Genomic DNA, 19,365 nt, shown 5'->3' with positions numbered 1-19,365 from the left:
GAGAGTCGGAGAGCTTTGTTTGATTCTTGATCCCATTAATTAGTGCTCGCCGGGCCGCGTGATAATCAATTTTCGCGCCAATAGAGAGCTCCGTGGGGCCTCCTCTGTAGGCCTTAAGGCAAGCGTTTAGTTCAACGCAAGTAGCTTCCCAATTACTTTGCACTTTGTACATTTAAGGGATAATATAACGAAAGTGCAAAAACGGAAAGTATAACTATGAATGCTAGAGACAATGGTTTTCTCGGAAATCTACCCTCAATGCAGCGCCCTTGTCTTCCCGATGTGTTCTGTTGGACAAAAATTGGGGCGGAGGCTGGGCAAACGTTGGAGGATATTATCCGACGTAAAGAGTTTGAACGAATTGCTGGTAATGGTCGATTTGGCTGGGGCATCGGCAATGCGTTAGGTGACTCCCCACGACTTGCAATGGCTGCCGTTCCGCAGGGTAGGTTAAAGGTGGTTTTTTCAACAATGAAAAGCCCACCAAAACCTCAAGATGTAAACCCTACTCAGATTTGTGTCTGGACGAAATATCAGTTACCTAGCGGTGAAATTCGTCCTCTTGACCAAACAATGTTGATTACTAGCAGATACAGCGAGAAAAAGACCTGCCACTACGCGTTGATCTGCAGTTCACCCGAATCTCTGTTGTCGCCATCCAACATATGTGAATTGCCTTCAAAAATGCTGCGGAATTTTATAAGCAATAAGCCTGTAGGGGCGTCGCAAGTCACCTCGGTTGTGAGCTGTAGATCTGAGGTAGAGGAGTCGTTCAAGGGCGACTATCCCGTAACTTTTACAGCGGATTTGGATAGTCCGGGATACGTCCGTTTAGTCAGCCCCGTTGTCGTTGAAGGTGCCTTATACTCGGTTTACCGCGATTTTAGTCGTCAAGTTGAGTACTCAAAGTGGGCTTCTTGTATGGCTAGTATTTGGATGCTGATTGAGGAAAGGATTGAATCGCCCCGAGTTAACTAGACACTCGTTGGCCTCGTTAAAAATTGGTTTTCAAAATCCACAGGCGACATCCCGTTGGTGAACGAGTGCCTGCGTTTTCGATTGTAAAACACCTCGATGTAATCAAAGATTTCTTCTCGGGCCTGATTTCGGGTTTCATATATTCGGCGTCGAATTCTTTCCCGCTTGAGCAGTTGAAAGAAGCTTTCAGCCACAGCATTGTCGTGGCAGTTTCCTCTGCGGCTCATGCTGCACACCAGCCTGTTGGTGGTCAGAAAGTCCTGCCATTCTTTGCTGGTGAATTGGCAGCCTTGGTCGGAATGCACAATCACTTGCTGCTTTGGCTTGCGTCTCCAAACCGCCATCAGCAAGGCATTGATAACCAGCTCAGTGTCAATTCTGGAACCCATGGACCAGCCCACAACTTGCCTTGAGAACAAATCAATCACCACAGCCAAATACAACCAGCCCTCATGGGTGCGTATATAAGTGATGTCGGTGACCCAGGCCTGATTGGGCTGGGGCACTGTGAAGTTCTGTTCAAGACGATTCGGTGCAGCCTGTGCCACAGCACCAGAACGCATGTAAGGCCTGCGGTTGTATCCACGCTGCGATGCAAGGTTGGCTTGCTTCATCAGTTTGTACACGCGGTGTTTGCCGCACTTGGCACCAATGTCGCGAAGGTCGTCCGCCACTTTGCGATAGCCATAAACGGAACCGCTTTCCAGCCAGCTTTGTTTAATCAGCCCAAACAACTTGGTGTCCTGTTTCTGACGTTTCGATTCTGGATTGGCCTGCCATGCGTAATAGCCACTGCTGTTCACACTCATCACCTTGCACAGGGTTCTAACAGCGTGATGGGGCTCTTCCCTAGCAATAAATGCGTACCTCACCTTGACTGGCTGGCAAAGTACGCGGCGGCCTTTTTTAATATGTCGCGCTCCTCGGTGACTTTGCGCAGCTCAGCTTGCAGACGTTTGAATTCTTCTTCGGCTGCAGACACCTCAGCGGGTTTCTTGAATTCCTTGAGCCACGCGTACAGGCTGTGGGTAGACACACCAAGAGCGGTGGAGACCTCGGCCACAGAGCGGCCTCAGTCAACAATTTGACGGATGGCTTCTTGACGAAATTCTTCAGTGAATTGAATCTTGGGCATTGCACATTTCTCCTTGCATGTATTGTGAGGATAAAAAGTGCCTAGGGAAAGCGGGGCGATTCACACAAAGGCAGTCATATGGCAATATCGATTGAGAAATGAACTAAAAATGCAGGGAGGGTCAGATGTGGCGCGACGTCGAGGCTGAGGTTGATTTGCTCAACTTCAGCGTGGTAGCACGGGCTGCTGCGGACATCATCCATCAGGCAGGCGGGAGTCCGCTGACTGTGGGCGTATCGGGAGGATGGGGCACAGGAAAATCGACGCTCGTCAAGCTGATAAAAGCGGAGCTGGAGCAATCAGATTCCTGGAAAGACGGGCGCAGCCCATACGTCATTATGGAGTTCAACGCCTGGCTCTATCAGGGATATGAGGACGCTCGCCAGGCATTGTTGCAGGCGGTGTCCGATCTTCTACTAACAGAGGCGAAGAAGCGTCAGAAGTTTGTCGACAAGGCCTTTGCCTTTGCGAAAAGGGTCAGATTTTTGAAGTTGGCGCGATTGGCTGCTCCTGTTCTAGCCCATGCCGGTATCGGCTCAGTCGCTGGCGGGCCGCTTGGTACATTTATTGGTGCAGCAACTGGCCTTGCCAAGGGTTTCTCTGATGAGTCAAATCGAGAACAGTAACTGTTGGCACTCAAAGACGCGTATACCGATCTCAAGCCGGAGTTGAAGGAACTGGTTTATGAGAAAGAGGACAACTCGCTGCCGAAAGAGATTGACGCGCTTCGAAAGGCTTTCGAGCAGCTACTAGCGGACATGAAACTGACACTAGTGGTCTTTGTTGACGACCTAGATCGATGCTTGCCAAATACGACCATCTCGACACTTGAGGCAATGCGCTTGCTCCTGCATGTTAAGAATACGGCATTTGTTATCGCGGCCGACGAGGCAATGATTCGTGGTGCAGTGCGAGCTCATTTTGCAGGCGTCGACATCGAGAGTGGTCTGGTGACTAGCTACTTCGACAAGCTTATTCAGATCCCCATGAAAGTGCCTCGACTCGGCGTTAACGAGGTGAAGGTCTAACTCCGCACCCGTCTTGGTCTACGCCCTTCCACCCACAGTGGGTGCGTCTAAGCCCGCGATTAGGTGGCTCAGACCATCCCGGGTTACACGACGTCTGATCAGATCCAGCTCCAGGTCACCAGCCTTGAGAACATCGGAGTCCTTCGTCTTGTTGCCGCGCCAGAGTAGCGTCCGAACGCGAGCCAGCAGCTCGGAGAACACAAATGGCTTGACCAGATAATCGTCAGCGCCGAGCTCAAGCCCTTGAACTCCATCAGTGACATCGTCCTGGGCACTCAGGAATAGCACTGGTACGTCTTTACCTGCCCGTCGAATCCCGGCAACAATCTGCCAGCCATTGAGGCCTGGCAACATGACATCAAGGATGACGAGGTCGTAGGCTTCAGTGAGGGCGTGGTGAAGGCCGTCAACACCATTGCGGACGAGGTCGACCACAAAACCTGCTTCAACGAGGCCTTGGTGGAGATAGTCACCCGTCTTGGGCTCGTCTTCAACGATGAGGAGTTTCACAGCGCGTAATGAATGCTTAAAGGCAAGATTTTGAATGTATGTTGCCCGTTGCGAAACATGACAAAAGTGTAATGCGCTAGATGGTGTGAGGGTCTCCAAATGCAAACACGGGGCGAAGCCCCTTGTTTGTGGTGGAGAGAGGAAAGCCTGGCAGGGCTTAGCTGAGGGAGTCGAGGCTTTCCGAAACGTAGACCGTCACGCCTTCAGCACCGGGGATGATCTTCGACAGCGGGAAGTTCGGGGTGCCCAGCGTGTCAAAGGTCCAGGTGACCGACTTGCCGGCCACATTGATACGGACAGTTTCCATGCGGTTAACGTTCAGGTATTTCGTGCCCTTGTCCAGATTGACCACGCGGTCCGCAGCGGCATTGGCAGAATAGCCCAGCGGGGCCTTGGCGTTAGCACTCGGTTCGCCGTAGGCTACCTTGCTATGAGTCGTGAAGTTCTCTTCGTAGGGTTGGGCGATAGCAGCGCTGGTACCGATCGAGCCAACCAGGGCAACAACTGCAGGGATAAGAAGCTTTCGCATTTGAGTCTCCTAAGATTTGCGTTTCGGTCGGGAGCACCATTGCTCTCAACCACGGCTCAATCTTAGGAAGCGGCCTCCCACAAACATCTGACCGACTCATTACGTTTGTGTCATTGATTTGTCATGTACTGCAAATCAATTTCTCGAACATCTAGATCCCATGCCGATTCACGCCAAGCCCTTCTTCTGCTGGTTGCGATAGCTCTTTTAATATTTCGCATTGCTCTGTGTGCTGAGTGCTGTGACACAAGCCGCGCAAATCTTTCAGCTGTTTCTCTAAACGAAGTAGTTCTTTGACACGTTCTTCTACGTGGCTGATGTGCTCATCGAGCAATGTGTTCACGCCGTCACAGTTGTCTTGAGGATTATCTTTAAAGCGAAGCAACTTTTTGATTTCGTCCAGCGTCATATCGAGGCTTCTGCAATGACGGACAAAAATTAAGCGCTCGACATGAGATTTTCCGTAGATGCGATAGTTGGCATCGGTACGGGACGGCTCAGGTAAAAGTCCTTCACGTTCGTAGTAGCGAATCGTTTCAACCTGGGTATCGGTGGCTTTGGCCAGTTCGCCGATTTTCATAGGAGTTCCTCAATTTTCCTAAGAATAGTTGACTCTGTACCCACTACAGGGTTTTTAATAGGTTGCATGGCTTGGTCATAAAAGCGATCCAGTAGCAGTCCTTATTACGAAGCCTTAGCTAGCTAACTGGCCATTAATCAGATTTTACATAACAATCGAGTTGCCTGTACAATAGTCCTCATGTTGCGCCGCCTTATTCTCGTTTTCATGATCTGCGTGTTGCCATTCCAGATATCCTGGGCGATGGCTGGCGCCTATTGTGAGCATGAGTCTGGCAAGGCTGCGCAGCACTTTGGTCATCATGACCATGTTCATACTGCTCCTACGGATTCCGATTCGTCGGATACGAAGACCCAGCTTAAGCTGGATCTTGATTGCAGCTTCCACTCCCATGCTGCATTCCAAGGGGTTACCACCGACGGAATGTCGGTGAGTGCTGTTATGAATGGCGCTGTCCAAAATGCGACAGCCTCATTTCTTAATCCTCAAACGATCTTCGATCGACCTGAACGTCCTAATTGGATCGCCACCGTCTAGGTGGCGAAACTGATCCCAGGGCGCTTAATCACTTAGCCCTGTTTTCAGTCTCGCCGAGTTCATTCCGTTTTACTGGAGAATTCGATGGGACGATTCGTCCTGCCGCTTGGATTGGCGGCACTGCTACTACTCAATCCAGCCTTCGCCCAGACGCCGTATAAGTCGGCCAGCGAAGCGGCCACTTTGGCCACACAAAACGAGCCTGCAGCTACGCTCACGCTGAATCAAGCGATGAGTCTGGCCATCGAGGCCAATCCCGATCTAGCGATCGCTCGCCGCGAACTTGAAGCTATTGCCGCGACACGCGTGCAGGCTGCAGTTTTCCGTAACCCGGAAATTTCCGTCGATGTCGAGGATACGCGCTCTCAGACCCGGCAGACCACCTACTGGTTGGGGCAACCCCTTGAACTGGGTGGCAAGCGCGGTGCCAGAATCGAAAGCGCTGAACGCGCTCGTGATGTCGCAAGCGCTGAACTTGATATGCGCTTCGCGGGAGTCCGCGCCGCAGTCATCCAGGGTTTCTACGATGTGCTCTCTTCACAAGAGCGCCTGCGTCTGGCTCAAAGCTCAATGGAGCTAGCCAACCGCGGCCTCGATGTTGCGAGCCGTCGCGTCATGGCCGGCAAGGTTTCACCGGTAGAGGAAACACGAGCCCGGGTAGCGGCATCGGGTGCCCGGATTGAGCTGAATCAAGCGACGGCCGACCTTGGCAATTCTCGCAAGCGCCTAGCTGCTCTCTGGGGTAACCCAGTGCCGCGATTCACCGAGGCTGCTGGTCAGCTGGAGATGGTCCCTAAGCTGCCGACCCTCACGAACCTTGGTGACCGCCTTCAAACCGCACCGGAATATTTACGCGCTAGGCAGGAAGTTAGCAGACGTGAAGCCATGCTTCGTGTCGAAGAATCCAAGCGATGGCCTGACTTGATCGTACGTGGTGGTGTGCAGCGTAGTGCAGCAACGCTCGAAAGCGTGAATGTCGTTGGCCTGGCTGTTGCCATCCCGATCTTTGACCGCAACCAAGGCAACATCCAGGAAGCCAAGGCTCGCGTCATGAAGGCACGGGATGAACAAACGGCAACCGATGTCCGACTTCAATCTGACTTGGCGCAAGCCCATCAGCGACTGACTGCAGCGTTGCAGGAAGTCTCGGATATTCAGAAAGAAATTCTTCCTGGCGCGCAAAGCGCCCTTGATGCCACTACCCGTGGTTTCGAGCTTGGCAAATTCAACTTCCTAGATGTGCTCGATGCGCAAAGAACCCTGTTTCTTGCCCGCGGCCAGTACGTCCGGGCGCTTGGCGATGTCCAGCGCACCGTTGCAGAAGTTGAAGCCATCCTCGGCCCGCAAGGCGCCTCTCTTTTCACTTCGCCTGTTGGCAAGGAATAAGGAACGATCATGAAGAAGAATCAAAAAACCGCCATCATCGGCATCGTTGCAGTCACCCTCGTCTTGGCCATATTGGTCTTTGTTACTACCGGAAAGCCGTCTTCCGAAGGGGGAGACGAACATGGTGGCGGCGCACACGAACATAGCGAATCGGAAGGCAAGGGCGAAAAAGCCGGCGGCGAGCAGAAGAAGGAAGAGGAAGTCGATTCGGTGATGCTGACCGAAGAGCAGATCAAGTCTGCGGGCATCGAGTTCGCAACTGCAGGCCCTGCCAAGATTGTCACGACGCTGACCCTGCCTGGTGAAATCAAGTTCAACCAGGATCGTACTTCGCACATCGTTCCGCGTATCGATGGCATTGTCGAATCAGTGACTGCTGAACTAGGCCAGCTCGTTAAGAAAGATCAGGTATTGGCGGTTCTTGCCAGTACCGGTATCTCCGAACTGCGCAGCGAAGCATTGGCAACCCAGAAGCGCTTGGCTCTGGCCAAGACCACGTATGAGCGTGAGAAGAAGCTTTGGGAAGACAAGATCTCGGCTGAGCAAGACTATTTGCAAGCAAGGCAAGCGCTTCAAGAGGCTGAGATTGCTGCGCAGAATGCGGGCGAAAAGCTGCGTGCCCTTGGTGCCGGCAGCCAAGCCAAGAGCGGTCTCAACCGCTTCGAGCTCAAGGCTCCTTTTGCCGGCATGATCGTTGAACGCCATCTCTCGCTTGGGGAAGCGGTTCAGGCCAGCACCAATGTGCTGACGCTATCCGACCTCTCCACCGTTTGGGCCGAAATCGTTGTGTCGGCAAAAGACCTGAACACGGTCAAGGTGGGTACCACGGTCACGGTTAAGGCCGCTTCGTTCGACTCTCAGGCGAAGGGAAAAATCTCCTACGTAGGTTCTCTGCTGGGAGAGCAAACCCGTACGGCAACTGCACGTGTGACGCTGCCCAACCCAGAGACTGCTTGGCGTCCGGGCTTGTTCGTCAATGTTGAAATTGCCTCCGGCGAAGTCGATGCCCCGGTTGTTGTGAGTGCCGATGCAATCCAGACCGTGGAGAACAAGACTGCCGTATTCGTTCGCAGCGATCTTGGCTTCAACGTCGTGCCGGTCGAAATCGGCCGCACTGATGGCAAGAACGTCGAGATCATCAAGGGGCTGCAGGCTGGCGCGGAATATGCCGCCAAGGGCAGTTTCGTCCTCAAGTCTGAACTCGGCAAAGCTTCTGCCGAGCACAGCCACTAATCGAGGAGACGAGCATGTTTGAACGCATACTCAACTTCGCGATCGAGCATCGCTGGTTGGTGTTGCTTGGCGTCCTGGCTATGGCTGTTCTGGGCGTCTTCAGCTACCAAAAACTGCCGATCGACGCGGTACCGGATATCACAAATGTCCAGGTGCAGATCAATACCCGTGCTTCGGGTTACTCGCCGCTCGAAACCGAACAGCGCGCAACTTTCCCGATTGAAACGGCGATGGCGGGCCTGCCGCACCTGCAACAGGTTCGCTCCATTTCTCGTTACGGCCTGTCGCAAGTCACGGTGATCTTTGAAGACGGCACCGATATCTACTTCGCACGCCAACTGGTGAATGAGCGTATCCAGTCTGCCAAGGAGAAGCTGCCAGCCGGGGTTTCTCCTGAGCTGGGCCCCATCTCTACTGGCCTTGGTGAAATCTACCTCTGGACAGTCGAAGCGAAGGAAGGCGCCAAGAAGCCTGACGGTACCGAGTACACCCCGACGGATCTGCGTGAGATTCAGGACTGGATCATCAAGCCACAACTGCGGACTGTGCCTGGCGTTACCGAAATCAATTCTATCGGCGGCTTTTCCAAGGAATACTTGATTGCCCCCAATCCGGCTCGCCTGTCTTCTTATGGGCTTGGCTTGCAGGATGTGGTGAATGCGTTGGAACGTAACAATGCCAACGTCGGTGCCGGCTATATCGAGAAGAACGGCGAACAGTACTTGGTTCGTGCTCCTGGCCAGGTCAAGACCATCGATGACATCAAGAACGTCATCGTCAGCAATGTCTCCGGTGTGCCGATCCGCATTCGCGATATCGGTGACGTTGGGATTGGTCGAGAGCTCCGTACGGGCGCTGCTACCGAGAATGGCCGTGAGGTCGTTCTGGGAACGGTGTTCATGCTGATTGGCGAGAACAGCCGGACTGTCGCTGCCGCTGCTGCTGAGCGCCTAAAGGCCATCAACAAGACCCTGCCTGAAGGTATCGTTGCAATCCCGGTCTATGACCGTACCGTTCTGGTCGATAAGGCCATCAATACGGTTAAGAAGAATCTGATCGAAGGCGCCATCCTGGTGATCGCGATCTTGTTACTCTTCTTGGGCAACATCCGCGCAGCCGTCATTACAGCGATGGTGATTCCCCTGGCCATGCTGTTCACCTTTACCGGGATGGTCAGCAATAAGGTCAGTGCCAACCTTATGAGCCTTGGTGCGCTGGACTTCGGGATCATCATCGACGGCGCAGTTGTGATTGTCGAGAACTGTATCCGTCGTTTGGCGCATGCCCAGGGTGAGAAGGGACGCCTCCTGACTCAAAGTGAACGCTTCACCGAAGTCTTTGCTGCCGCACAGGAAGCACGGCGTCCGCTGATTTTCGGTCAGCTCATCATTATGATCGTGTACCTCCCGATCTTTGCCCTGACGGGTGTCGAAGGCAAGATGTTCCATCCGATGGCCTACACCGTCGTGTTGGCCCTCGTCGGCGCCATGATCCTGTCGATAACCTTCATTCCGGCTGCGGTTGCCCTGTTCATCAACGGGCCGGTCGCCGAAAAGGAAAACCGTCTCGTTACTTATGCCAAGAAAAAGTACGAGCCGATCCTTGACTGGGTGATGGATAACAAGCCGGTGGTTGCTGTCTTTACCGCCGCCATGATTTTCCTGACCGGTTTGATGGCAGCTCGGATGGGGAGTGAATTCGTTCCTAGCCTGAATGAAGGCGACTTCGCTATCCAGGCGCTGCGTATTCCAAGCACCAGCCTGACGCAGTCGCTGGAAATGCAGAAGGAGATCGAAAACACGCTGAAGGCCAAGTTCCCTGAAATCGATCGGGTGTTTGCCCGTACCGGTACTGCAGAGATTGCGTCCGATCCGATGCCACCGAATATCTCGGACGGCTACATCATGCTGAAGCCTGAAGATCAATGGCCGAAGCCAAAGAAGACTCGAGACGAACTGTTGGCAGAAGTTCAGAAGGTCACCAACAAGCTTGCTGGTAACAACTACGAGTTCTCTCAGCCGATCCAGCTTCGTTTCAATGAGCTGATCTCAGGTGTTCGTAGTGACGTCGCTGTAAAAGTCTTCGGTGACGACATGGATGTGCTCAATGACACGGCCAATAAGATCTCGGTCGTATTGGGCAAAGTCCAAGGGGCTTCCGAGGTCAAGGTCGAGCAGACAACCGGCTTACCGGTATTGAATGTCGGTATTGATCGGGAGAAGACCGCCCGCTATGGCCTGAACGTCGGTGATGTCCAGGAAGCGATCAGTGTGGCGGTGGGTGGCCGTGAGTCCGGGATTGTTTTCCAGGGTGACCGCCGCTTCGACATCGTGGTTCGTTTGCCGGAAGACATCCGGAACAGCATCGAATCCGTGAAGCAACTGCCGATTCCTTTGCCGAAAGCCGCCAACAGCACAACTGCCAGCTACATCCCCTTGGGTGAGGTAGCGACACTGGAAGTGACGCCGGGTCCGAATCAGGTCAGTCGCGAAGACGGTAAGCGCCGCGTTGTGGTCAGCGCCAACGTACGTGGTCGTGATCTAGGATCGTTCGTCGAGGAGGCCGAACAGGCCATTAGCAAGGAGGTGAAGGTTCCTTCCGGCTACTGGACCGTCTGGGGTGGCCAGTTCGAGAACCTGCAATCCGCTTCGAAGCGCCTACAGATCGTCGTGCCGGTCGCATTGTTCCTAGTCTTTACGCTGCTGTTCGTGATGTTCAACAACGCTAAGGATGGTTTGCTGGTGTTCACCGGCATTCCGTTTGCATTGACTGGCGGCATCGTGGCGCTATGGCTCCGTGGCATTCCTTTATCCATTTCAGCGGGTATTGGCTTCATCGCTTTGTCAGGTGTGGCGGTTCTGAACGGTCTGGTGATGATTTCCTTCATCAAACACCTGCGAGAGGAAGGAAAACCGTTGATGGAGGCGATTCATGAGGGTGCGTTGACTCGCCTTCGCCCGGTGCTGATGACGGCGTTGGTCGCTTCCCTGGGCTTTATCCCCATGGCGATTGCAACCGGTACTGGTGCTGAAGTGCAACGCCCGTTGGCCACGGTAGTGATCGGCGGGATACTCTCCTCGACGGCACTCACGTTGCTGGTGTTGCCAATGCTTTACCAGCTGGCGTACCGAAAGCAGGAGTCTCAGCCCGAGAAGTCGGAAACCACGACGGTCTAATCGAAATGCGCAACTTTTCGATTCGAACGGAGACACTGGCATTGATTGCCAGTGTCTTCTTCACCGTCGCCTGCAATGGCGCGTTCCTGACAGCGTTGGTCTCTCATCGGCCGCTACCTCTCTTTGATCTGGTAGCGCTGGTGACCTTCACTGCGATCCTGGTGACTGGATTCCAATGGCTGTTACTACTGCTGATCGTTAATCGGTGGACGGCAAAGCCTGTCCTGATATTGCTGGCATTTGTTACGGCGCCAGCGGTCTTCTACATGACGGTCTATGGGATCTATATCGATAGAGCCATGGTCCAGAATGTTCTGGAGACCGATTGGCGTGAAGCGAGCGAACTATTTGATTGGCACCTGGGGCTTTATTTCGTCATCTACGGCTTGATCCCCGCGTTCCTTGTCTGGAAGGTAGAGATTCGCCGTGGTCCTTTGATGGATGCACTTAAAGCGCGGACCGTTGGTGTAATTGCTGCGATTGCCTTGATTGGCATTGGACTTTGGCCAGCCATGGATAGCCTAGTGCCGATGATGCGAGAGCATCGCGAGACTCGCTATCTTGTTACCCCTTCGAATGTAGTTGTCTCGACACTGAGACAAGGCGCGGGGAATCAAAGTTCGGATAGCGATAGGCAGAAAACCAAGATGGCCACCGACGCTGTCAGGTTTATTCATGCCGCTCACCAAAAACCCAAAGCATTTGTTTTGGTAGTCGGTGAGACCGTCCGCGCACGGAACTGGGGTTTAAGCGGCTACGAGCGGCAAACGACCCCGAAACTAGCCGGGTTGAGCGTCGTGAACTTCCAAGACGTGGCGAGTTGCGGCACAGATACCGCGACCTCTTTGCCTTGCATGTTGTCGTTGTATGGGCGGCGCCAGTATGACAAAGAGAAGATCCGCGACAGTGAATCTATCCTCCATGTCTTGAATCGTGTTGGTGTGGAAGTGAACTGGCGAGATAACCAGTCTGGCTGCAAGGGTACCTGTAGCGGCTTGCCGTTTACTGATTTCTCGAACACCAAGGATTCAGAGGTTTGCCCCAACCCTCGTTGCTACGACGCGGTGTTACTCAAGGACCTGAAGAAGGAAATTGATACTGCCAAGGGCGACGTGTTGATCGTATTGCACATGCTCGGTACGCATGGTCCGGCTTACTACCAACGCTATCCGGACAGCTACAGGCAGTTCACACCAACGTGCGACACGACGGACCTATCCCGTTGTGAATACCAAAGTCTGGTTAATACCTACGACAACGGAATTCTGTACACGGACTTCGTTTTAAGTCAGGTGGTTTCTGAGCTCAAGGGCATTGTGAGCCATGAGACTGGGATGCTTTACGTCTCAGACCATGGCGAGTCGCTCGGCGAAGGAAATCTGTACTTGCATGGATTGCCGTATGCCTTGGCACCAAAGGAGCAGACGCGCGTGCCTTTGGTGATGTGGCTGTCAGAACCACTCATGAGGTCACACGATCTGAGCCCGACGTGTCTGGGCGATCGATCAACCGTCCCCGCTAGCCACGACAACATTGTTCACACGCTAATGGGCGTCTTTGATGTTCGCAGTGAAAGCTACATCAAGCGTCTGGATCTGGGCCGAGGCTGCACGGTGGCGCAGCTATGACACCTCATGTCGCATTTCTTGTGGAGGTCTGATATGTCACTCGATATCAGCAAATTGGATTCATTGATTTCGGAACTCAACGCTGGACGAGTTGCAGCGACGGGTGGTGTCAGCAAATCCAACGGTGAAGACGGAACTACGGTTTCCTTTGTAGATGCTCTGCACAAAGCCATTGAAAACGTCAGCGCAGCTCAGGACCAAGCCCACGAGAAGGTGAATCAGTACATCACTGGGGATAGCAACATCACGCTGCAGGACATGTTGATCACGTCTCAGAAGGCCGATATTGCGTTCCTGCAGATGGTTAAGAGCAAGGAAAAACTGCGCGCTGCCTACACAACCATCATGAACATGCCAGTGTGAAGGGGCCCCTGAGACATTAATCGATGTCAAATAATTTTAGGCATTCAGAGCATCTTTCACACATGCCACAAGCCGTGGTGGATTCGATCTCGATTCTTTTTGCTGTATGGGCATGTATTTTGGTTGCGGTATGTGTTGGTGAATATCGCGCCCATAAAAAGAAGAGGCAGATGAAACGCAGAAAGGCTAAAACGCGGCGGAAACCCCGTAGGTAATCTTGATTATTGGCGTTGTTGACTCTGTAGTTCGTGCAGGGTTTTTAATGAGATTCAAGGAGGCTGTTATGACACAACCTAACTCGACAAAGACTGAATGTGGTTCGAACTGCGGGGCTCACGTGAGCGAACTCGCGAGTACTAAACAAACGGCCGCGCCCGGCAACGTGCTCTACCGAATTCCATCAATGGACTGTGCAGCGGAGGAAAGTGAAATCCGCAATGCGCTATCCAAGGTTGAAGGGGTACGTGGCCTGCGCTTTGCCCTGGGCGCTCGAACACTGGAGATTGGCGGTGAAGAGGCGGTTCAAGCGCAAGCAGTTGCCGCAATCAGCAAGGCCGGATTTGAGATCCAGCCGCTTGCAGATGCCACGCTCAAGGACTCCGGCGAGGACGATCATGGGATCGACAGCGGATTCGTCCGACCGGTCCTGGGTTTGATGCTAGCTATTGGGGCCGAGAGCATTGAGTTCTTCGTACCAGAAGCCTCGCAGATCATGAAGGTTCTGGGCATGAGTCTGGCCGCTGCTGCCATTTTCATGGCTGGCTTCAGTGTTTACAAGAAGGGTTTTGCTGCGCTGATTCGTGGCCGGCTGAACATGAACGCATTGATGAGCGTTGCCGTAACAGGTGCGTTCTTTATCGGCCAATGGCCTGAAGCCGCCATGGTCATGACTTTGTATGCCATTGCCGAGCTAATTGAAGCGAAGTCGGTCGATCGTGCTCGGAATGCCATCAAGAGCCTACTTGCCCTGACGCCGGATGATGCTGATGTCAAACAGCCCGATGGTGCTTGGCTGCGCATGCCTGCTACTGAAATCCCGCTCGAAGCAATTGTACGGGTACGCCCTGGCGAACGCCTGGCCTTGGATGGTGTGGTTACCGCTGGAACCAGCGCAATCAATCAGGCACCTGTTACAGGTGAAAGTATTCCTGTTGATAAGAAAGAAGGCGACCCAGTCTTTGCAGGGACGATCAATGAGTCCGGCACGTTGGAGTTCCGTATTACTGCATTGGCAAGCAATACCACGCTGGCCCGCATCATTCATGCAGTTGAAGAGGCTCAGGCCACCCAGGCGCCGACGCAACGCTTTGTCGATAAATTTGCCGCTGCCTATACCCCGGCAATTTTCGTATTGGCTCTCGCTGTGGCCGTGCTTACGCCATTCTTGTTGGGCTGGACATGGATGCAAGCGATATATAAGGCCCTTGTTCTCTTAGTCATCGCTTGCCCCTGCGCGTTGGTCATTTCAACGCCAGTGACGGTTGTTAGTGGTCTGGCCGCGGCTGCTCGCCGTGGGATGTTGATCAAGGGTGGGGTCTATCTCGAAGAGGCACGCAAGCTTAAGGCTATTGCCTTAGACAAAACCGGAACGATTACTGAGGGTAAGCCTCGCTTGGTCGGGTATGAGGCTTGGAGTAATTGGCGTGAGAACGAAGTGTGGGCAATTGCTGCGGCTCTGGCTCATGCCTCTGATCATCCAGTCTCCAAGGCCATTGCGAATGGTCTAGCAGCGACTGAATTACAAGCAAAAAACCTTCAAGCGCTGGCCGGCCGTGGCGTGCAAGCAGACGTTGATGGGAAAAGCTATGTCCTTGGAAATCACCGCCTGATTGAAGAAAGAAACCAATGCTCTAAGGCAGTTGAGGCCGTACTTGAGGAACATGAGAAAGCAGGCAGAACTGTCACCTTGCTAGCCAGTGATGAAGGTGTGATGGGCATATTTGCCGTCGCTGACACCATCAAAGAAACCTCACAGGAAGCCATCGCTGACCTTGATCGCTTAGGCATCGTCTCGATCATGTTGACTGGAGACAACCAGGCAACCGCAACAGCCATTGCTTCACAGGCCGGCATCAAGGAGGCACGCGGAAGCCTGTTGCCTGAAGACAAGCTTCAGGCCATCAAGGAAATGCAGGTCCAGTACGGCGCGGTCGCTATGACCGGTGACGGCATCAACGATGCACCGGCATTGGCACAGGCCGACATCGGCGTTGCGATGGGCGCAGCCGGCACCGATACCGCGATGGAGGCTGCTGACCTGGTGGTGATGAATGATGACCTCAGACGCATCCCCGAAGCAGTACGCCTCTCCAAGAAAACCCATTTCGTACTGTGGCAGAACATCACGATCGCGCTGGGCATTAAGGCGGTGTTCTTCTTCTGGGCACTGTTTGGCGACGCAACCATGTGGATGGCGGTCTTTGCAGATATGGGCGCCAGCCTCATTGTGGTTGTGAATGGGCTGCGTCTGCTGCGGGTCAAGTCGGAGCCTGCTAAGCAAGCCTGATCGATGTAGATGGGCTGAATGGCATTGCCCTTGAAATGCCTGTAGATGAAAGGTGTATGGAGATGAAGCTCGCAGAACTTCTGCTTGTACTTGGCCTAGTTACTTCCCCTGCGTTGGTACACGCCCATGGGCTGGCAGAGCCCAAGTACGGCGGTATCGTCCAGGAAGTGAAGGAGGTTCAATATGAACTGACTCACAAGAATGGCATTGTCACTATCTATGTCAGTGACCACGATGGCAAGAAGACTCCGACCGCTGGTATGAGCGGGACCTTGATCGTGATGAATAACGCTGAGAAGGTGGAAATTCCGCTCCAGCCTGGCAAGGACAACGATCTGATTGCCCAAGGGCCTGCGACAGTGAAGAGTGGCTCGAAAATCGGCGCAATTCTCAAGGGTCCCAAGGGCAACGCCCAAGTCCGCTTTACGATTAAGTGAATGTCCGCGAGGGCCCAGCTTTGCCGGGCCCTCTGCGTTTAGGAGCTAGTGATGAGGCAGCCGAAGCGTTTCGCGAATTGGTGGGAAAAGACCGTCGAGTACGCATTTGTTCAGAAACACATGGGTGAGTTAGCGAAGGCTATCCCTCTCGATGCGAATCAAGAACAGTGGTGGGGGGATCTGATTACGGAGGAAGGGTGTACGTAGAACTTATCTAGGGAGATCTTGATTCGTTTGCCGATCAAGCTCTTGTCGCCGGCGATCTTGCTTGTCCCCTGGATCGCACTGCTGGATGTGGCCTTGTCTGTTACTTCAGGGATGTAGCCCAAGATGCAGCCGATATGCTCATAGGGCTTTTTCCCGAAAATTCCTTGCACTTCCACCGCACCCGGCTGGAAATGGCCAGCTTCAGTGACGTCACCAATAGCAAGGAGATAGTCGCCGATCTTGGCTCTTGGCAGGCTGCCGAGAGAGTCTGCATCATCGAATTTGCTCATGATTAACCTTTCGCCCTTGTTGTTGCACGTACGCTGGTGCGTGAGCGAACTTCTGTGCTTACGTCCAGGTACAGGTTGGTTTTTTGTGACTGAGCCATCTCCAGGGTGACCGCGAGTGCATATGGCGTTTTTGCGGTGTCTTGGGATGGATGCAGTGCACGTGCTTGCACGCCGATGAGCATCCCGTTGGCCAGTGCTTGTTTGATCTGCTTTTTGCCATCCAGTCGCAGGTGGGTCGCCTCTTTACCAGCCATGCCCGATAGAACCGGTACGACTACGACTGAAGTGAAAGAGTGGTTGAAGTTTGGAGGGTTGGTTTGGCTGTCCAGCGCTTGACGTCGTCCGTCAACCCTTTGCTCGCCAGTGACTTCTCCAACATTATCACCGGAGCAGAATCTCACTGGTTCATTTCATATTGGCACATCCTCTACCTGAAGCGGAGAGACGTGCCATATGCGCTGCGCTGCTTGCAATTTGATCTCGGATGGGCAAGAACGCCATCAGCCGCTCTCCAATCCTACGGAGAGCATTTCATCCCAGCCCTCTACTTTTTGTAGCCCTTCGGGCATTTCATTCATCAGGTCGACTAACTTGTAGCGTCGCCTAGTAGGGGCTTCAACTGTCATTCTCCTACCTTGAAGTTGGAGTTCTACCTGAGAACCCTCGCTGAGACCATTCTGTTCTATGAACGCCTTCGGAACGGTCATTACGAGCGAGCCGCCCGCTTTGCGTAGAGTTTGAAGCATATTAACCTCCTCACAGAATATCCTTCTTTAATATAACTTAATGTTTTACTCGGCAGGATGATCTTGGTGGGGTCAATATATGAGAACACCCGCTGAGCAGAACTAATTAGCGGCCTGAACTGTGCAGATTACGCCGGTTCATTACACGTCTCCAGAGTGATGATCGATTGTGGTCGATCAGGAGATTCGATGTGGCGGCAGAATCATAAAAAAAGCCCACCGAAGTGGGCTTTTTCCAACTACTTTTCGATTTACCCAAGGGGCAGTTTCCCGCGATCCCAAGTGGCGTAGCGTCCCAATGTTATCAAATTTGAACAATGGTAGCTACACGCCGTATGTCCAAATGCGCTTAATAGTTTCGGAGAGATTGAGGCTTCCTGTTAAATCAGGTCTTGTTGGAAAAGTCTATTTTCCATTCGCCTTGGCAAGAAAATAAGAATTCTTAAAATATATAAAAATACAAATATATAAAGCTAGAAAAATATAAAAATAGAAATCTAGAAAAGCTAGGCTGGGCGCGGTTTTCAGGGCGTTTCGTTCATCAAAAAAACACTAGACAAACTCTCCGAAGTTTGGTTAATCTCCTGCACTTCTTCGTTGCTAAAAATAATCCACCCATGTTTTTCTTTTGGAATAGCTATCGGTTTGGATATCAGAATCCAACTGAAAACCTGAGGGATGGCTTTGAGCGATTGCTCGCCAAAAAGTTGAGTCCAGTAGTCGATGAGAATCCATCCGTCGAACTGGAGAAATTCCAGATGGGGTTAACTGCGAAGCAACAACGAACGCTCGATTGGATACAAAACCACATCAATCAGATGGCGCAAGGGAAGGTGATTGGTTCAGACCAACTGAGAGCCTTGGCCATGATGCGGGGAATCGAAGCCATGGAGGCGGACTGCAAGGCCTCGATGGAGACCTTCCGCGGTGTGTACGAAAAGTTTATTGGCGAACCTGGTTAGAGAAGCGCGACCCTGCTTGAGGGGGTGGCACTGATCACCTCGATCGTGGCCGACCTTTAGGCAGTTTGACGATGTTCTTGAAAGCTTTCACCAACTCCCCATCCGTGAGGTTGGAAAGTAAGTGGATGCCTACGCGGATCAGTTGAGAGTTGTTGAAATCGTCGCCCGCGAACTTCCGTGCCCGAGTTGCGTGGTGCTCTATGTAGCCGTTTTCAGCTTCAGTGATGATGTAGCTCACGCGAACCGCTTTCATCAAGGATTGCGGGTCTTCAGGGGGCGGCGGTTTTGCGCTAGACATGGGGCAAAAATTTTTTTGGATAAATATTTATACCATTTATTTATTAATAAGTCTATGCAGTTTTAAAGAAGGGGTTTGAATGGGGTAGATCAAAGGTCAAGTAGGAAGACGCGCTAATTTGGATTGAAGGCCCAGGGTTCTGGGATTAGCAAATCTTATGTAGGGGTGGGTTGTGAAAGAGCGTTCTTTAGAGGTGTGGGGTGAATTCAAGTTGCCGGAACCGGTACGGGCATTGAAGCGCACGCGCTTGGGAATGCAGAGATCTTCGTTTCCCTCCGCAAAGTGCAAACGCGTATGGAATCTGGAGAGTTCCATTGAATTGGACTATGCCCATTTCCTTGAGTGGTCGAGCGATGTTCTTCAGTACGTACCTCAGCCCATGGTGGTGGACATTCTGCAAGCTGGGCGAAGGAGGACCTATGTTCCGGACTTCTTGCACCTCGCCAAGGACCAAAGACGGGTTGTCACAGAGATCAAGCCGAGTGGGTGGGATGAGTCTCCGCAATTGTTGGACAAATACAGGGTTTGCCATTCTGAACTGCAGCGTCTCGGATATGACTTCCAGGTCGTGACAGATACAGACATTCGGGGGGATGAGTTGCACCGAAATCTGCGTCACTTGTACCCCTGTTTTAAGGGGATCACAGGCGGAGAGATCCTAAGCGTTATCACAGGGCTCTCGATGTTGAACTATGGGAGGGGCAGCGTTCGGCAATTGATGGGTTTGGCAGAGGCGCCTTCCTACAAGGCCTGTGCGGCCTACGCCTATCAAAACTGGTCTGATATTTTTTCCACGCCATTTACAACGAATTCGGTTCTGGAGCTGGAGGGTTGAT

19 protein-coding genes and 2 pseudogenes are annotated in these 19,365 nt (G+C 52.8%); 13 read left to right on the top strand and 8 right to left on the bottom strand.

What is annotated here, in order from left to right:
* Positions 1-216 precede the first annotated feature (216 nt).
* Positions 217-978 carry a hypothetical protein gene (locus ACK4FF_RS11795; RefSeq protein WP_409709316.1) on the top strand — a complete coding sequence of 254 codons (762 nt, stop codon included), beginning with the start codon at positions 217-219 and terminating at the stop codon, positions 976-978.
* On the opposite strand, the pseudogene ACK4FF_RS11790 reads toward ACK4FF_RS11795, so the two are convergent.
* Positions 975-2,113 (bottom strand): annotated as a pseudogene (locus ACK4FF_RS11790) (IS3 family transposase). The gene ACK4FF_RS11795 and the pseudogene ACK4FF_RS11790 overlap by 4 nt on opposite strands.
* 125 nt (positions 2,114-2,238) lie before the next feature.
* Here ACK4FF_RS11790 and ACK4FF_RS11785 point away from each other — a divergent pair.
* Both ACK4FF_RS11785 and ACK4FF_RS11780 read left to right on the top strand, forming a co-directional pair.
* Positions 2,239-2,739, top strand: coding sequence for a P-loop NTPase fold protein (locus tag ACK4FF_RS11785; protein ID WP_409709313.1), 501 nt, complete (start codon positions 2,239-2,241; stop codon positions 2,737-2,739).
* Between the two features lie 3 nt (positions 2,740-2,742).
* Entirely contained in the window at positions 2,743-3,141 is a 399-nt protein-coding gene (locus ACK4FF_RS11780; RefSeq protein ID WP_409709310.1) for a P-loop NTPase fold protein, read from the top strand.
* A 72-nt stretch (positions 3,142-3,213) separates the two neighbouring features.
* Here ACK4FF_RS11780 and ACK4FF_RS11775 read toward each other — a convergent pair.
* The 3 genes and pseudogenes from ACK4FF_RS11775 to cadR form a co-directional block, all read right to left on the bottom strand.
* A pseudogene (locus ACK4FF_RS11775) lies at positions 3,214-3,651 on the bottom strand (response regulator); the annotation flags it as partial.
* 157 nt (positions 3,652-3,808) lie between these two features.
* Entirely contained in the window at positions 3,809-4,180 is a 372-nt protein-coding gene (locus tag ACK4FF_RS11770; RefSeq protein ID WP_409709307.1) for a CzcE family metal-binding protein, read from the bottom strand.
* A 151-nt stretch (positions 4,181-4,331) separates the two neighbouring features.
* Entirely contained in the window at positions 4,332-4,760 is a 429-nt protein-coding gene (gene cadR / locus ACK4FF_RS11765) for a Cd(II)/Pb(II)-responsive transcriptional regulator (protein ID WP_409709304.1), read from the bottom strand.
* 180 nt (positions 4,761-4,940) lie between these two features.
* Between cadR and ACK4FF_RS11760 the strand changes: the two genes are divergently transcribed.
* From ACK4FF_RS11760 to ACK4FF_RS11725, 8 genes are all read left to right on the top strand, one after another.
* Entirely contained in the window at positions 4,941-5,297 is a 357-nt protein-coding gene (locus ACK4FF_RS11760; protein ID WP_409709301.1) for a hypothetical protein, read from the top strand.
* 84 nt (positions 5,298-5,381) lie between these two features.
* Positions 5,382-6,683, top strand: coding sequence for a TolC family protein (locus ACK4FF_RS11755; protein WP_409709298.1), 1,302 nt, complete (start codon positions 5,382-5,384; stop codon positions 6,681-6,683).
* A gap of 9 nt (positions 6,684-6,692) precedes the next feature.
* Complete coding sequence (locus tag ACK4FF_RS11750) at positions 6,693-7,916, top strand: efflux RND transporter periplasmic adaptor subunit (RefSeq protein WP_409709295.1); 1,224 nt, start codon at positions 6,693-6,695, stop codon at positions 7,914-7,916.
* 14 nt (positions 7,917-7,930) lie between these two features.
* A complete protein-coding gene (locus tag ACK4FF_RS11745; RefSeq protein ID WP_409709292.1) occupies positions 7,931-11,092 on the top strand; it encodes an efflux RND transporter permease subunit in 3,162 nt (1,053 codons plus the stop codon).
* A gap of 5 nt (positions 11,093-11,097) precedes the next feature.
* Positions 11,098-12,720, top strand: coding sequence for a phosphoethanolamine transferase (locus ACK4FF_RS11740; protein ID WP_409709289.1), 1,623 nt, complete (start codon positions 11,098-11,100; stop codon positions 12,718-12,720).
* 33 nt (positions 12,721-12,753) lie between these two features.
* Positions 12,754-13,083: a flagellar hook-basal body complex protein FliE gene (gene fliE, locus ACK4FF_RS11735; RefSeq protein ID WP_409709286.1), complete on the top strand. Its 330-nt coding sequence runs from the start codon at positions 12,754-12,756 to the stop codon at positions 13,081-13,083.
* 262 nt (positions 13,084-13,345) lie between these two features.
* Positions 13,346-15,589: a heavy metal translocating P-type ATPase gene (locus ACK4FF_RS11730; RefSeq protein ID WP_409709284.1), complete on the top strand. Its 2,244-nt coding sequence runs from the start codon at positions 13,346-13,348 to the stop codon at positions 15,587-15,589.
* A 62-nt stretch (positions 15,590-15,651) separates the two neighbouring features.
* Positions 15,652-16,026, top strand: a complete 375-nt coding sequence (locus ACK4FF_RS11725) for a hypothetical protein (RefSeq protein ID WP_409709281.1) — start codon at positions 15,652-15,654, stop codon at positions 16,024-16,026.
* Positions 16,027-16,184: 158 nt separating this feature from the next.
* On the opposite strand, the gene ACK4FF_RS11720 is transcribed toward ACK4FF_RS11725, so the two are convergent.
* From ACK4FF_RS11720 to ACK4FF_RS11710, 3 genes are all read right to left on the bottom strand, one after another.
* Positions 16,185-16,523 (bottom strand): hypothetical protein, encoded by a 339-nt coding sequence (locus ACK4FF_RS11720; RefSeq protein WP_409709278.1) that lies wholly within the window; start codon positions 16,521-16,523, stop codon positions 16,185-16,187.
* A gap of 2 nt (positions 16,524-16,525) precedes the next feature.
* Positions 16,526-16,777 (bottom strand): hypothetical protein, encoded by a 252-nt coding sequence (locus tag ACK4FF_RS11715; RefSeq protein WP_409709274.1) that lies wholly within the window; start codon positions 16,775-16,777, stop codon positions 16,526-16,528.
* A gap of 246 nt (positions 16,778-17,023) precedes the next feature.
* The gene (locus ACK4FF_RS11710) at positions 17,024-17,269 is read right to left on the bottom strand and encodes an AbrB/MazE/SpoVT family DNA-binding domain-containing protein (RefSeq protein ID WP_409709271.1); all 246 of its coding nucleotides are present in this window, start codon (positions 17,267-17,269) and stop codon (positions 17,024-17,026) included.
* A 572-nt stretch (positions 17,270-17,841) separates the two neighbouring features.
* Between ACK4FF_RS11710 and ACK4FF_RS11705 the strand changes: the two genes are divergently transcribed.
* Positions 17,842-18,231: a hypothetical protein gene (locus tag ACK4FF_RS11705; protein ID WP_409709268.1), complete on the top strand. Its 390-nt coding sequence runs from the start codon at positions 17,842-17,844 to the stop codon at positions 18,229-18,231.
* A gap of 34 nt (positions 18,232-18,265) precedes the next feature.
* On the opposite strand, the gene ACK4FF_RS11700 is transcribed toward ACK4FF_RS11705, so the two are convergent.
* Positions 18,266-18,484: a hypothetical protein gene (locus ACK4FF_RS11700; RefSeq protein WP_409709265.1), complete on the bottom strand. Its 219-nt coding sequence runs from the start codon at positions 18,482-18,484 to the stop codon at positions 18,266-18,268.
* Between the two features lie 217 nt (positions 18,485-18,701).
* Here ACK4FF_RS11700 and ACK4FF_RS11695 point away from each other — a divergent pair, with 217 nt between their 5' ends.
* Entirely contained in the window at positions 18,702-19,364 is a 663-nt protein-coding gene (locus ACK4FF_RS11695; protein ID WP_409709262.1) for a Tn7 transposase TnsA N-terminal domain-containing protein, read from the top strand.
* Position 19,365 lies beyond the last annotated feature (1 nt).

Source organism: Limnobacter sp., from assembly GCF_046297615.1.
GTDB lineage: Bacteria > Pseudomonadota > Gammaproteobacteria > Burkholderiales > Burkholderiaceae_B > Limnobacter.
Note: the sequence above shows the minus strand (reverse complement) of the source record. Positions and strands in the feature narration are given on the sequence as shown.

Bases quoted from the DNA above. Each gene is read 5' to 3' on its own strand.
- ACK4FF_RS11770 (WP_409709307.1), bottom strand. From the start codon at position 4,180: ATGCGAAAGCTTCTTATCCCTGCAGTTGTTGCCCTGGTTGGCTCGATC.
- ACK4FF_RS11755 (WP_409709298.1), top strand. From the start codon at position 5,382: ATGGGACGATTCGTCCTGCCGCTTGGATTGGCGGCACTGCTACTACTC.
- ACK4FF_RS11785 (WP_409709313.1), top strand. From the start codon at position 2,239: ATGTGGCGCGACGTCGAGGCTGAGGTTGATTTGCTCAACTTCAGCGTG.
- ACK4FF_RS11740 (WP_409709289.1), top strand. From the start codon at position 11,098: ATGCGCAACTTTTCGATTCGAACGGAGACACTGGCATTGATTGCCAGT.
- ACK4FF_RS11720 (WP_409709278.1), bottom strand. From the start codon at position 16,523: ATGAGCAAATTCGATGATGCAGACTCTCTCGGCAGCCTGCCAAGAGCC.
- ACK4FF_RS11710 (WP_409709271.1), bottom strand. From the start codon at position 17,269: ATGCTTCAAACTCTACGCAAAGCGGGCGGCTCGCTCGTAATGACCGTT.
- ACK4FF_RS11760 (WP_409709301.1), top strand. From the start codon at position 4,941: ATGTTGCGCCGCCTTATTCTCGTTTTCATGATCTGCGTGTTGCCATTC.
- ACK4FF_RS11700 (WP_409709265.1), bottom strand. From the start codon at position 18,484: ATGAAAGCGGTTCGCGTGAGCTACATCATCACTGAAGCTGAAAACGGC.
- cadR (WP_409709304.1), bottom strand. From the start codon at position 4,760: ATGAAAATCGGCGAACTGGCCAAAGCCACCGATACCCAGGTTGAAACG.
- ACK4FF_RS11715 (WP_409709274.1), bottom strand. From the start codon at position 16,777: ATGGCTGGTAAAGAGGCGACCCACCTGCGACTGGATGGCAAAAAGCAG.
- ACK4FF_RS11750 (WP_409709295.1), top strand. From the start codon at position 6,693: ATGAAGAAGAATCAAAAAACCGCCATCATCGGCATCGTTGCAGTCACC.
- ACK4FF_RS11795 (WP_409709316.1), top strand. From the start codon at position 217: ATGAATGCTAGAGACAATGGTTTTCTCGGAAATCTACCCTCAATGCAG.
- ACK4FF_RS11745 (WP_409709292.1), top strand. From the start codon at position 7,931: ATGTTTGAACGCATACTCAACTTCGCGATCGAGCATCGCTGGTTGGTG.
- fliE (WP_409709286.1), top strand. From the start codon at position 12,754: ATGTCACTCGATATCAGCAAATTGGATTCATTGATTTCGGAACTCAAC.
- ACK4FF_RS11725 (WP_409709281.1), top strand. From the start codon at position 15,652: ATGAAGCTCGCAGAACTTCTGCTTGTACTTGGCCTAGTTACTTCCCCT.
- ACK4FF_RS11730 (WP_409709284.1), top strand. From the start codon at position 13,346: ATGAGATTCAAGGAGGCTGTTATGACACAACCTAACTCGACAAAGACT.